The following is a 12,423-nucleotide window of genomic DNA, read 5'->3' on the forward strand; positions in this document are numbered from 1 at the left end:
TGTTCGTGCATAGTGCAACAACACGGCACGCTGCGCTGAGAACCCGCCGTATCCATCGAGATGCGCTACCACCCTCTGAAGCCGGTGCAGGACCGCATCACAGCAACGGTGGCAGCAACACCGGTAGACGACGCAGGCGGATTACGGTCGCGGACGTACGGCCAGACGTCGGCCCAGCCCACGGCTCCACCACGGCAAGCCGAGCGGATACGTCCTTGGGGCGCAGGCCGTCCGACATGCGTCTCAGAGCAGTCGGATCTTGAGCCGTAGTGTCGGGTTGCGATGTTGCGGAACCAGAGGCTCTCAGAACAGTCACCAGCGTCAGCTGCATCACCTGGACGACCACCTAAAAGGGTCGTCCCACGCAACTCGGGAGACCGAAATGAAGGCAACGACATTCATCGCCATCAAGGACATCCATGGTGTCAACCAGGATGCCATCGAGAAAGAGGCGGCCGGGTGCGCCGCTCCGGCGTTCGGCCCCGACACGGACCCGACCACGCTGTGGCTGGAGTTCCCCGAGGGCATTCGCTGGGCCCCGAGCGTAAACCCGGATCATCCGTACTTCGCCCCGATCGTTAAGGTCTGGCGCTCCAAGCCGGCCGACGCGAAGGTCTGGTGCTCCGCGCCAGCCGGCGCCTGATCGTCGGGGACCGCTCCACGGCGGTCCCTCCATACACGGCCCTCCCCGACAAAGGAGGGCCGTACTGCTTTCCCCTACCGCTGACTGCTGCGGCTGCGGTTGTAGGTGCTTGATCACCTGGGGCGAGATCGCGCCGATAAGGATACGGTCAGTTGATTACGCGGGCTGGTCGAGCGCGTATCTGGGGGCTCCGCCGCCCCAGACCCCCGCGGGCCGGAGCACTCGACCGCGCGGATAGGCCTACCATCACATCCCGCCGACGCCCAGATCGCTAGCCTGCGGTCCCGTTACCCCACGTACTCGATTGGCCAGGGGGCCATACTCGTAGGTTTCAGCGGTCGAGATCGGATATGCGCCTACGTCAACCAGCAGCCGTTCTGCAGGAGCGTGTCCACGCCATAGCACCGCCCGCCGGGTCATCCCGTCTGCCGTCGTCCCGGACATTGACAGATTCCACAGAGACCTTGGGATCCCGGACGAGCAGCACCCCAGGGATAAATCCCTGGGGTGCAAGTGAGTCCTGCCACCTTAGTTCAGGAGGACAGGACCGAATCAGTCTCCACCCACACTCAGATGTGGTCGATGACGGTAATGGAGCCGTTGGACTCCTCGACGACTTCCGTGACCGGGATCTCGCCTGCCGCCTGGTGACCGGTTTCCAGCTCGCTGATGACCTGGTTAGCATCGCCGTTGTCCAGACCAGGGTACCGCTCCTGCGACATCGTTTTTCCTCCGGCGTTTGGAGAATGTCACTCTGAGTGACGCTCTCGGATTTTAATTGAGGCAGTACAGCCGGTTTGACGCCGACTGATAGGAGACTGTCCATGCCTGGCGCTGAATGTCCACACTGCGAGAACCCTTGCCGATCATCCGCGCTTGCAATCGACTGAGTCTTCCCTGCCCCGACCTGCGTCCCAGACCGTCTCGGTTTCAGGGAGCGGGTGAACGTCGCCTGATTCGGCACCGCGTGAGAGCCACGGACAAACCCAGGACTGCACGCCGGCGCGTACTCATCCGGAAGGCGATCACGGGGAGACCTCTGGAGAGTCCGAAGCACGCTGTCGATTGATCGAGCGGCCTCTGGGGAAGCTGCCGGATTCTGGGTCGTGATGCCGGTCTTCCTGCCCAGCCGGCGCCAGTTCCGCCGAGTCCCGATCCTCGTTGTGGATGTCGACGGGGTGACGCATACCGCGGACCGCCTGCACCTGCCCTGGTCAAATGTGGCCGAGGTCCGGATCGTTTCCATGCAGGGCCCCAAGGCGGAACCGGTCCCGGTCCTGATGTTCATCGCCGTCGACGACGAACGGGTCTTCCGGGAGGCCGGCTGGTGAGGCCGGGCGGTCGCCCGAAGCAACGTCCGCCGATTCGCTGGTCCATCGTGGATCTCGTGCGCGGCGCTGGACTCCGGCTCGGGGATGGAGTTGGGCCGCACCAGGCGCACGGTGGTCAGTGGCTGGGGTGGAAGCCGGGTCATCCCCTCTGCCGACGGGATGACCCGGCGGGCGGTGCTGTGGCGTGGAAACGGCGTCGACACAGCCCGAGGCAGCCCCGCGTATAGGCACGTACCCTGACCGACATATGAGCGAGAAGATTGTGGTAAGCCTTGATCCAGAGGTCGCCACCGATTTGCGGGACCTCCTGTACATGTACGGGGAGCACTACGCCGCCGGAGCGCCCATCCAACGCCTGCCGCACGAGGCGGAGATGAGGCTCGGCACCTTCCTTCGTGACCTGGATATCGCTCTCGGAGGTAGCGGGCGAATGGCCTAGATCTGGCCCGCGTATGGCCCACGAACGGTGGCATACGGCTGCATACGGCGATCATCTACGGGACGGACGATCTAGTTCAGCTCGACCAGCCGAGCCTCGCGGATCGGAGCTGCGGCCACCGGGTCGTCGTGCTCAACGGCTCACTGGCCCACGCGACCGTCGATGCACTCCCGCAACAGATCCGCGTGGCCGCAGTGTCGGGCGTACTCCTCGATCCGGTGCACCAGCAACTCCCGGACGGCGATGGCGTCCTTCCCCAGACGCACGCTCAGATCCGGATGCTCGGCCAGCACGGCGTCGGTGGCCGCCTGCTCCCGGGCTGGAGGACATGGGGCACGTCTCCGCCTCCGACGGCGACGTCTGGCTCTTCTGACGAGCCTGATCCTCGACCTGACGGCCTGGTGAAGGTCTAACTATCCTGGCGGGGGCCGGCTACTGATGCCGCCGCTCCCGCCAGGATAGTTAGATGGCTGCGTAGCCTGATCCGCCGCGCCTGGACCACCCACCGATGGGACAACCGCCCCACTCGCCGCCGGTGAAGATCACCTATCCGCGCGGGTTCTTATGCCGACCCGTACCGCTCCGCCGCTCCAGACCCCGCGAGCCGAAGCACAGTCACCCGACTGGACTAAACGGTATGTAGCTCACTAATTACACTCCGTGTATAGAGTGAGTACTGCGCGGGTAGAGGTTGGTTGAACGTCAGGGCCCCTGACCAGGAAGGACGTCATGCGTCGACTAACCGCAGCCCTCGGAACCACCATGTTCCTCGGGCTTCTCACGGTGTCCGCCCAGGCGAGCACGGTCACCGCGTCGCCGGACCTGCGCGCCATCACATCGGCCTCGATCACGACCCCCGAGGCGTACAAGGCGCAGCTCGGGCCGTCGGGCATCGCCTACCTGCCGGTCGGCCTCAACCTCCAGCCGACTCCGTCCGGCACCTGGGCGAACTCCAGCCTGCAAGTCACACTTCCCACGGCCGGCATCTACTCACTGGACCTGGACGTCCGCGGACGGCTCAGCGGCAATCCCCCGGTCAACGCGTATATCGTCGCCCGGCTCCTCAACGTCACCTCGAACGCCGTCCTGCCGAACAGCGAGCGGCTCATCACCCAGATAATCGACGGCAACGGGGGCACGGCGCCGTACGGCGTCAACACGACCGCCCCGATCAGTGAGCGCATCAGGGTCGGCGGGCCGACGACGATCAGGTTGCAGGCGACCCGCATCAACGCCGTCGGCTCTACGTTCGCCGCCGATATCCTCTCGGACCCCGCCGGACGTACGTCGTTCCGCTTCGAGCGGACCTTCCCCTGATCCATCAGAGACTGCCGAGGAGGGGGTTCCGTCTTGTACGGAGCCCCCTCCGCCTCCTCGCTGGACGCTGAAGTCTCGGACTCCCCCCCCGGATTGCTCCACGAAGGCGACGCGGCCCTGGCAGCGGGAGCCGACCCGCGGCGATCGGTCAAGGGCGACGGCAAGGTGAGTCGCCCTGACGGCGGACGCCTCCGCGGCCCCGCCTCAGCGGCTCCCGCCTCCGTGGCCCCGCGGACGCCTCCGTGGCCCCCTCCAGATGCCTCAGCGGCAGAGGCGGATGGCACGCGGGTAAGACATGCGGGCCTTCACCACGAAGCCGGGGAGGGCGTCCGGCCGGAGCACGGCGCGGCTGCGGGTGACCAAGGCGCAGGTGACGCCGTAGCGGTCGGCGATCGCGAGCCGGTCGCGGGGGTCGGTTCCCCCGGCGAAGAAGGCGGCGGTGTCGCGCTGCCGGACGGCCTCGTCGACGAAGGGGTACGGCCACGCGGGAGCGACCGTGTATGCGCCCCGGGCGTTGACCAGGCGGGCGAGGGTGCGGTCGTCGGTGATGACGACCTCGCCGGGGTGGATGCCCTTGAGCACGCGGCCGTACGAGGGCGTCGCCGGCGATGCTCCCCAGGCGCCGAGCGTGGACGGGGAGACGTCGCCCCAGTAGGCGCGGATCAGGCCGCCCGACTCTCCGTACAGGCCGACGCAGCAGGCGATGAGGGCGACCGCCGCGTACACGAGCCTCGGCACGCTCCGGGCCCGCTCGGCGAGGTACGACGCCAGCGCCAGGTGGAGGGGCAGCATGGCGACCGGGATCACGCGTGCAAGCCCGTACGAGCCGGTGGCCGCGCCGAGGGCGACGACCGCGACGGCGAGGAGGAACAGGATCTGCAGCTCCCGGCCGAGGGGGCGGCGGCCTCCGGTGACGAGGGCGGGCAGGCCCACCAGCGCCAGGCCGTACGCGGCGAAGCCGCCGTCCTTGACGATGTCCGTGATCAGGACCTTGTGCACGGCGTCGAAGCTGCCCGCCGCACCGAAGAGGGTGGAGACGTCCGACCACGGCCACACCATGACGAGGAGGAACGCCACCGCGGCGCCGATGGCGAGACGGAGGGGCCGGGCGCCGAGGGACGTCCGCGGGTCGGCCAGGACGAACGCGGCCAGGCCGATCACCATGTTCACGGCGGTGAACGGGTGGATCAGGACGACCAGGGTGCCGAGCAGTGCGACGGTGGCCAGCGCGCGCAGGCCGTCGGGGCGTGCCCGGTGGCGCAGGAAGGCGTCCCAGACCAGGAGCATGAGCGCCGTGGCGATCAGGCTGGGGTAGCTCATGGTCCAGGAGAGGGAGTACAGCCCGAGGAAGCCGCTCCAGGCGACGGGGTCGATCCCCCAGAGGAGGAGGGTGAAGACCAGGGCGAGCGCGGCCACGAGCGGGCCGCCCCCGAGGTTGCGGCAGAAGCGCCGCACGGCGAAGAGCAGCAGTGCGACGTTCGCGAGCCCGGCGGCTTCGAGCACGGTACGGGCGGGCGCCCCCGTCATCGCCTTGATCAGGCCGAGCAGGACGGCGTACGGAGAGTAGTACGGGCTGCCGGAGGCCGCGCCGACCATCGGATCGATCGGATCCCACAGGTCGCGCGCCAGGGTGTTCACCGTCGCCAGGTGCAGCAGGAAGTCACTGACCCAGGCGTGCTGGAGGGCGACCAGGATCGCCCAGAGCCCGACGGGTACCGCGACGATGAGGTACGGGTCGCGCCACCACCGCTCACGGGCGGGGGTTCGATCGTCGGCGGAGAAAGGCGGCTCGAGGGCCGGTTCCTCGCTCACCTGGTCGGATCCGGGGATGGGGGGACCGTGGTGCATGGGCGCTTTCTCGTGCGGGGGGAGGAAGTCCCCTCACGCGGCCCGCGTCAGGCGGGCGGCTGGGGACCGTGGGGGTCACGGATCAGCGGCGGGACGCGTTGCACGCGGTCAGGGCTGCACTGCGACCTCCAGTCCCGGGGCCGTTCCGGCCCGTTCGCACTCGGCCTCGCCGGTGTCCCGTTCCGGCGGCCACCGGCGACGAGGTCCCGCTCGGCGTCAGGCCGGGCGGACCGTCCGACGGACTGAGACGGAGACTCATCAATGCTACGGCACAGATGCGCATGTATTTGACGAATCGGGAATGGCAGAAATAGACGTTCGAGGCTTCTCTTGGCCACATATCCGGCCTGCGGGGAGTCGGCCGTCCTCGGGTCTCTCGGCGACGGCCGCCGCCGAGAGACCCGAGGCGCCCGGGGATGCCGAACGACCCCTCAGCGGCGGCGGCCGGTGAGGCGGCTCAGGCGGTACTCCACGCCCCATTCGGTGACTCGCCGGAAGGCCTCGACGATGATGTCGCGGCTCATCTTGGAGCTGCCGCGCGTGCGCTCGACGAAGGTGATCGGCACCTCCGCGACCCGCAGGCCGTGACGGACGGTCCGCAGCGTCAGGTCGACCTGGAAGCAGTAGCCCTGGGAGATGACGTCCTCGATGCCGATCTCCCGCAGCGTCGTGGCACGGTAGGCGCGGAACCCTCCGGTCGAGTCGTGCACGGGGATGCCCAGCAGCAGCCGCGCGTAGGTGTTCGCGCCGCGCGACAGCACCTCGCGGTTCCTCGGCCAGTTCTCGACCTTTCCGCCGCGCACCCAGCGGGATCCGATGGCCAGGTCGCTGTCCTCGAGGGCGCTCAGCAGCCTCGGCAGCTCCTCCGGCTGGTGGGAGCCGTCGGCGTCCATCTCCACCAGGACGTCGTAGTCGCGCTCCAAACCCCAGCCGAACCCGGCGATGTAGGCCGCGCCGAGCCCCTGCTTGCCCTGGCGGTGCAGGACATGGACCTGCTCGTCCCGGGCGGCGATCTCATCGGCGATCTCGCCGGTGCCGTCCGGGCTGGCGTCGTCGGCGATCAGGATGTCGGACGCCGGCACGGCCGCGCGGACCCGGTCGACGATGATCTCCAGGTTCTCCCGCTCGTCGTACGTCGGTATGACCACCAGAACCCGTTGGAGGTCGCCCACGCCGTCCACCCTTCGCATCCGCTGACGTCTGTTCTCAAGCCGGCGTCCGCCATGGACCCGACGACGCGGGTATTCCAGGAGTACGGGCCGAGATGATCGGAAGCGTACGCGACATGTGCGACATAAGTGTCGTCGCGGTCGGCCCAGGAACTCGGGTCGCGGGCCCGCCCCGGCGGGCCGCGGAATCCGTCGCGATACGGGCCCGGGCGGCTGTTCGGAATCAATGACGTGGTCGGGCCGCGGCGCGTACGGTCCTTAGGGAAGCGAGCCAACGATCGAGGAGCGTCCTTGGACAAGGTTCAGCGACTGCGCGACGTTTCCGACAGCGACGTCGCCGCGTGGCACGAGGTCGTCGCCGCGTCGGTCGCCCATGATCTTCCCGGTGAGCCTGCGCCGACGCTCGACCACGTGCGCGGCCAGCTGACCACGCCCGGCCTGCGCAGCCGCCACCTCATGTGGGTCGCCACGGCGGAGGGCGCGGTCACTGGAGTGGCGCGGCTCCGGCTGTTCGAGGGGCCGGGCCGAAGTCACCTCGGGGAGTTCACGCTGCAGGTCCATCCCGAGCACCGCCGCCGGGGCGTCGGGACGGACCTGCTCCGGACGGTCGCGCGGGCGGCGCGAGACGAGAAGCGCCGCAGCCTCGTCGTGGAGGCGTCCTCCCAGACGTCCGGTACGGCCTTCCTGGAGGCGAGCGGCTTCACCTGTGCGCTGTCCCTCAGCCTGCTGCTGCTGAGCGTCCCCGAGGCGCGGGGCGTCGAGGAGATCGTGGGGACCGAGCACTCGGGGTACCACCTCACCCGCTGGCTCGGCGTGGTGCCGGACGACGTGGCGGAGGCGTTCGCCGCGGCCAAGAGCGCGATGGGCGACATGCCGACGGGGAAGCTGGACTACGGCACCACCACCTGGGACGCCGACCGTGTACGCGACATGGCCGAGGTCGTCGAGAAGCGCGGTGACACGCTGCTGACGGTGGCCACGCTGCACGGGGACACGATCGCGGGATTCACCGAGCTCGTGATCCCGGTCGGTGACGGCACACGGGCGATCCAGTACGACACCGCCGTGGTGCCCGCCCATCGCGGTCAGGGGCTCGGGCTCTGGGTCAAGGCCGCGATGTTGGAATGGCTGCGCGCCGAGTGGCCCGCCGTGCTCGAGATCGAGACCGACAACGCCGAGGACAACGCGCACATGCTCGCGGTCAACGAGCGGCTGGGGTTCCGGCCGCTGCGTCAGACCAGGCAGTACCAGTGCGACCCGCGAATGATCCACTGAGCGCGGTGGCGGCCTCCCGGCCTCGACAGGTCTAAAGTGACGGAGAGTCGAGGAGGCACAGTTGCTGTACTGGTTCATGTACCGGGTGGTCCGCCCGCTGCTCCGGATCGTGTTCCGGCCGGTGGTGGCGGGGCTGGAGAACGTCCCCGAGGACGGCGCGGTCATCCTCGCCAGCAACCACCTGTCGTTCGTGGACAGCGTTGTCATCCCGCTCGTGGTGCCGCGCCGGGTCACCTTCATCGCCAAGGCGGAGTACTTCGAGGGCAAGGGTGCGGCGCGGATCCTCGGCGCGTTCCTGAGCGCGATGGGCCACATCCCGGTGCCGCGTACGGAGCAGCGCGCCGCGGTCGCCGCGCTCGACATCGCGCTGGGCGTCCTGGGCAACGGCAACGCCTTCGCGATCTACCCGGAGGGCACGCGCTCGGAGGACGGCCGCCTCTACCGCGGTCACACGGGCGTGGGCTGGCTGGCGCTGAACGCCGGCGCCAGCGTCGTACCGGTGGCGGTCAAGGGCACCGAGAAGATCATGCCGGTCGGCTCGAAGATCCCGCTGCCCCGCCTGCACCGGCCGGGCGTGAAGTTCGGCAAGCCGATCGACTACACGGCCTTCGCGGACATGCCCCCGGCGAAGGGCCGCCGCACGATGGTGGACGAGATCATGAAAGAGATCCAGAAGCTGTCGCGTCAGGAGTACGCCGGCGTCTACAACGAGCGCTCCAAGCAGCAGGCCTGACCTCCCGCCCCCTCACAGGGGAAGCTCGAACCACACGACCTTGCCGGTCGGGGTCCGCTGGGTGCCCCAGCGTTCGGCGAACGCGCTGACGAGCTGCAGACCCCGGCCGTTCTCGTCGGTGGCCTCGGCGCGGCACAGGTGCGGCAGGTCGTAGCCGTCGTCGGCGACCTCGCACAGCAGGGAGTTGGCGCGGATGAGGCGCAGCCCGACGTCGCCCGCGCCGTGCACGACGGCGTTGGTGACCAGCTCGCTGACCAGGAGCTCGGTGGTGGGCGCCAGCGCGTCCAGGCCCCACGTCTCCAGGGCCTGGCGGGCGAGCCGGCGGGTCTCGCGCACCACGGCCGGCTCCGCCCTGACGGTCCAGGAGAAGACGTCCTCCTTGGCGATCCCCTCGAAGAGCACGGCCAGGAGTGCGATGTCGTCGTCGTGGCGGCCCGCCGTGCTGAAGCCCTCGATGAGGGTCTCGCAGACGTTCTCCAGCGGCCGTGGCGGGCCGGTGAGGAACTCCCGCATCGCGGTGAGACCGACGTCGAGGGGACGGCCGCGGCGTTCGACGAGGCCGTCGGTGCACAGCACGAACTGGCTGCCGTCCTCGACGTCGAAGCCGACCGTCTCGAAGGCGACGCCGCCCACGCCGATCGGCGCGCCGGGCGGGACCTCCAGCAGCCATGACTCGCCGGACGGGGAGACCAAGACCGGGGGCAGGTGCCCGGCGTTGGCGATCTCGCAGCGGCGGGCCACCGGGTCGTACACGGCGTAGATGCAGGTTGCGAGGCACTCGTCGCCGAGCCGCCGGGCGAGGTCGTCGAGCTGGCGGAGCAGCTGGTCGGGCGGGAGGTCCTGGGGCGCGAGCGTCCGCACGGCCGTGCGGAGCTGCCCCATGATCGCGGCGGAGGTCAGGCCGTGGCCCATGACGTCGCCGACGACGAGCGCGAGCCTGCTGCCGGGCAGCGGGATGGCGTCGAACCAGTCGCCGCCGACGCGGACGGCCTCGTCCGCCGGGACATAGCGGTAGCAGATCTGCGCGCCGGCGACGACGGGCGGGGCGTCGGGCAGCATGCTGCGCTGAAGCTGCGCCGCGACGCGCGCCTCGCGGCGGTAGAGGCGCCCGTTGTCGACGCACACCGCGGCACGGCGCCCCAGCTCCTCGATCACGGGCACCTCGTGCTCGCCGAACGGCGGCCGCTCGCGCCGGCGCATCAGGACGATGGTTCCTAAGACCTTGCCGCGCGCGATGAGGGGCGTGATCAGCAGCGCCCGGCCGCGCAGCAGCGCCCGCAGGTCGCGGCCGCCGACGCGGGAGGAGATGCGGCGGCTGACGCGCTCGCTGACCCGGGGGATGTTGATGCTCTGCCCGGTCGTCAGGTCACCGGCGAGCGGCATGCCCGACGGCAGCCGGATCACCTCCCCGAGCGGCACGAGGTGGTCCCAGTGGCCGTCCTCCTCGTCGTACCGCATGGCCACGCGCACGACGCTGGGCGATGCGTCCGCCTCCGCGGGAGGAACCTCATGGTCGGAGACGATCGACTCGAGCAGCTGGACACCGGCGAAGTCGGCGAACGAGGGTACGAGCGCGTCGCACAGGACGCTCGCGGTCTGCACGGGATCGAGGGTGTCGGCGAGGCGGGCGCCCATGTGGTTCAGGAAGTCCAGGCGTTCCTGGGCCGCCGCCTGCTCCAGCGCGTCGACGACCGGCGGATCGTACGGGGGCGCGACGGTCGTCCGGACGCGCTTGAGCCGCGGCGAGGTGTCCCGGTGGCCGGCGAACGGCAGGCGCACGGTGACGCTCACGTTGACGGCCGGATAGCCACGGGCCAGGACCTGGTCGGCGATCTGATCGTCGTCGGCGCCGTGCGGCAGCAGCTCAGTGAGCCGGCGCCGGAGCATGGCGGAGTCGGCGGCGGAGGACGGCACGAGGGTCGGCTCGACGCGCAGGATGCGGACGCCGCCGGTGGCGCTCAACTGGGTGCTCGGCGGAGGGACGACGAGGACGTCGCCGAGCGCGAGGCCGGGGCCCTGCTCCCGGATGCGCTGGGCGTCGGCGGCCACCGCCAGCCCCCGGACGTCGTCCGGGCCGGTGAGCGGATAGACCCACCAGGCGATCTCCCGCAGCCGGCCGTCGTCGACGCGCGGGACCAGGCACACGCCCGTCCAGACGTGGCGCAGGTGATGTCCACCGAACTCGAACGCCGACCGGTGCTCCTGCGGCAGTCGCAGGAGCGTGCGCAGCGGACGGCCGGCGGCCGCGTCGTACGGGGCGCCGAACAGGTCCTCGGCGGTGGAGTTCCAGTGGGCGACCCGGCCCAGCTCGTCGAGCAGGATCACGCCCAGCGGGGTGATCCCGAGCAGATGCCGGTCCAGTAGCCGGGGCGGTGCTCCGGCGGCTGCGAGCCGTGTGGCGGGGCGTTGCCGAGTGACCACCGAGGATCCCCCTCCCAAGCGAGCATCACTGACGCACGGCCCCCCGACCCGCGGTGTGACCCACGTTACAACCGGGTGGCGACTCGCACTGCGTTTCGATGCGATTGCAGTACCTCGTGGGATCGCGTGTGCAGTCCGGCCGTCCGGCTACGGGAGATCGCGCACGCATCGGCGGTCCCGCACCGCTCCTGGAACTCCTTCACCGGCAACTCCGGCGGCTGGCGGCCCGTGTCGTTCGACCTGTCGGCGTACGCCGGCAAGAAGGTCACGTTGTGGACGGTGTCCTCCCGCCACAGGGCCAGGGTGACCGCCGGCCCGGTCAGCTCGATCACGCTCGTGAATTCGTCGGCACCGGCGAGGACACGGAGTGTGACGAAGCTCATTTCACAGCGCGTCGAGTTTGCATTAGAATAACGAGTCCGGTAGGTGCCCCATGTGAGAGGCGCCGAGCCTCCAGCCGGTCGGGCCGACGCAGTCGTCGGCGACGCATCGGCGATCCGACTGTTACGCCCCTGGCGGGCACACCATAGCCGAAAGCTGCACGGAGATCCTCCGTGTCCGGCGCCTCGACCCGGCCCCGCGCAGCGGGGGGCTCCCCCCGACTGCGGACGGACGTCCGTCCAGGTCAACACCCCTACGGAGCAGCAAAATGACGACTGTGGCGAGCGATGCACGCCGCCGGGACGTCGAGCGATATCAGCGCGACGTCACGCCGCTCATCGACCCGCTGTACGCCAGCGCGGTGCGGATGACGCGCAACCCGGCCGACGCCGAGGACCTCGTTCAGGAGACCCTCGCGAAGGCCTACGTCAACTTCCACCAGTTCAAAGAGGGCACGAACCTCAAGGCCTGGATGCACCGCATCCTGACCAACAACTTCATCAACACCTACCGCAAGAAGCAGCGTGAGCCGCAGCGCGCCGTGACCGAGGAGATCGAGGACTGGCAGCTGGCCCGCGCCGAGTCCCACAGCTCCACCGGCCTGCGCTCGGCCGAGCACGAGGCGCTCGACCGCCTGCCCGACTCCGACGTGATCCAGGCACTGCGCGAACTGCCCCTGGAGTTCCGCACCGCGGTGTACCTCGCCGATGTCGAGGGCTACCCCTACAAGGAGATCGCCGAGATGATGGGCAGCCCCATCGGCACGGTGATGTCCCGGCTGCACCGCGGCCGCCGTCAGCTGCGCGAGCAGCTCAAGGAGTACGCTCCGCGCGTCGCCGTGGTCCGCGCCGCGTAGGCCCCCCGGG

Annotated in this window: 13 protein-coding genes; 7 read left to right on the plus strand and 6 right to left on the minus strand. The window is 69.6% G+C overall.

Annotated elements, in window-relative coordinates; all coding sequences use genetic code 11:
• Positions 1 to 382: 382 nt before the first annotated feature.
• Complete coding sequence (locus NE236_RS37060; protein ID WP_252846941.1) at positions 383 to 643, plus strand: hypothetical protein; 261 nt, start codon at positions 383 to 385, stop codon at positions 641 to 643.
• Between the two features lie 569 nt (positions 644 to 1,212).
• Here the strand turns inward: NE236_RS37060 and NE236_RS37065 are convergent.
• Positions 1,213 to 1,365, minus strand: coding sequence for a hypothetical protein (locus tag NE236_RS37065; protein WP_252846942.1), 153 nt, complete (start codon positions 1,363 to 1,365; stop codon positions 1,213 to 1,215).
• Between the two features lie 387 nt (positions 1,366 to 1,752).
• Here NE236_RS37065 and NE236_RS37070 point away from each other — a divergent pair, with 387 nt between their 5' ends.
• Both NE236_RS37070 and NE236_RS37075 read left to right on the plus strand, forming a co-directional pair.
• The gene (locus tag NE236_RS37070) at positions 1,753 to 1,974 is read left to right on the plus strand and encodes a hypothetical protein (protein ID WP_252846943.1); all 222 of its coding nucleotides are present in this window, start codon (positions 1,753 to 1,755) and stop codon (positions 1,972 to 1,974) included.
• A gap of 247 nt (positions 1,975 to 2,221) precedes the next feature.
• Positions 2,222 to 2,413, plus strand: coding sequence for a hypothetical protein (locus tag NE236_RS37075; RefSeq protein ID WP_252846944.1), 192 nt, complete (start codon positions 2,222 to 2,224; stop codon positions 2,411 to 2,413).
• Positions 2,414 to 2,553: 140 nt separating this feature from the next.
• Here NE236_RS37075 and NE236_RS37080 read toward each other — a convergent pair whose 3' ends face one another.
• Entirely contained in the window at positions 2,554 to 2,796 is a 243-nt protein-coding gene (locus tag NE236_RS37080) for a mycothiol transferase (RefSeq protein WP_308209198.1), read from the minus strand.
• Positions 2,797 to 3,142: 346 nt separating this feature from the next.
• On the opposite strand from NE236_RS37080, the gene NE236_RS37085 reads away from it, so the two are divergent.
• Positions 3,143 to 3,730, plus strand: a complete 588-nt coding sequence (locus tag NE236_RS37085; protein WP_252846945.1) for a hypothetical protein — start codon at positions 3,143 to 3,145, stop codon at positions 3,728 to 3,730.
• Between the two features lie 261 nt (positions 3,731 to 3,991).
• Here the strand turns inward: NE236_RS37085 and NE236_RS37090 are convergent, their stop codons facing one another.
• The gene (locus NE236_RS37090; RefSeq protein ID WP_252846946.1) at positions 3,992 to 5,542 is read right to left on the minus strand and encodes a hypothetical protein; all 1,551 of its coding nucleotides are present in this window, start codon (positions 5,540 to 5,542) and stop codon (positions 3,992 to 3,994) included.
• Between the two features lie 467 nt (positions 5,543 to 6,009).
• Positions 6,010 to 6,750 (minus strand): polyprenol monophosphomannose synthase, encoded by a 741-nt coding sequence (locus NE236_RS37095; protein ID WP_443612864.1) that lies wholly within the window; start codon positions 6,748 to 6,750, stop codon positions 6,010 to 6,012.
• Between the two features lie 288 nt (positions 6,751 to 7,038).
• Between NE236_RS37095 and NE236_RS37100 the strand changes: the two genes are divergently transcribed.
• The gene (locus NE236_RS37100) at positions 7,039 to 8,022 is read left to right on the plus strand and encodes a GNAT family N-acetyltransferase (protein ID WP_252846948.1); all 984 of its coding nucleotides are present in this window, start codon (positions 7,039 to 7,041) and stop codon (positions 8,020 to 8,022) included.
• A 61-nt stretch (positions 8,023 to 8,083) separates the two neighbouring features.
• Complete coding sequence (locus NE236_RS37105) at positions 8,084 to 8,755, plus strand: lysophospholipid acyltransferase family protein (protein WP_252846949.1); 672 nt, start codon at positions 8,084 to 8,086, stop codon at positions 8,753 to 8,755.
• A gap of 12 nt (positions 8,756 to 8,767) precedes the next feature.
• On the opposite strand, the gene NE236_RS37110 is transcribed toward NE236_RS37105, so the two are convergent.
• Together NE236_RS37110 and NE236_RS37115 are read right to left on the minus strand one after the other, a co-directional pair.
• Positions 8,768 to 11,176: an ATP-binding SpoIIE family protein phosphatase gene (locus NE236_RS37110; protein ID WP_252846950.1), complete on the minus strand. Its 2,409-nt coding sequence runs from the start codon at positions 11,174 to 11,176 to the stop codon at positions 8,768 to 8,770.
• 65 nt (positions 11,177 to 11,241) lie between these two features.
• Positions 11,242 to 11,559, minus strand: a complete 318-nt coding sequence (locus NE236_RS37115) for a hypothetical protein (protein ID WP_252846951.1) — start codon at positions 11,557 to 11,559, stop codon at positions 11,242 to 11,244.
• 266 nt (positions 11,560 to 11,825) lie between these two features.
• On the opposite strand from NE236_RS37115, the gene NE236_RS37120 reads away from it, so the two are divergent.
• Positions 11,826 to 12,413, plus strand: a complete 588-nt coding sequence (locus NE236_RS37120; RefSeq protein ID WP_252846952.1) for a sigma-70 family RNA polymerase sigma factor — start codon at positions 11,826 to 11,828, stop codon at positions 12,411 to 12,413.
• The last annotated feature ends 10 nt before the right edge of the window (positions 12,414 to 12,423 follow it).

This window comes from Actinoallomurus purpureus (assembly GCF_024055795.1).
GTDB lineage: Bacteria > Actinomycetota > Actinomycetes > Streptosporangiales > Streptosporangiaceae > Actinoallomurus > Actinoallomurus purpureus.

Coding starts and splice junctions, on each gene's coding strand:
- NE236_RS37120 (WP_252846952.1), top strand. CDS start 11,826: ATGACGACTGTGGCGAGCGATGCACGCCGCCGGGACGTCGAGCGATAT.
- NE236_RS37065 (WP_252846942.1), bottom strand. CDS start 1,365: ATGTCGCAGGAGCGGTACCCTGGTCTGGACAACGGCGATGCTAACCAG.
- NE236_RS37085 (WP_252846945.1), top strand. CDS start 3,143: ATGCGTCGACTAACCGCAGCCCTCGGAACCACCATGTTCCTCGGGCTT.
- NE236_RS37075 (WP_252846944.1), top strand. CDS start 2,222: ATGAGCGAGAAGATTGTGGTAAGCCTTGATCCAGAGGTCGCCACCGAT.
- NE236_RS37070 (WP_252846943.1), top strand. CDS start 1,753: ATGCCGGTCTTCCTGCCCAGCCGGCGCCAGTTCCGCCGAGTCCCGATC.
- NE236_RS37115 (WP_252846951.1), bottom strand. CDS start 11,559: ATGAGCTTCGTCACACTCCGTGTCCTCGCCGGTGCCGACGAATTCACG.
- NE236_RS37060 (WP_252846941.1), top strand. CDS start 383: ATGAAGGCAACGACATTCATCGCCATCAAGGACATCCATGGTGTCAAC.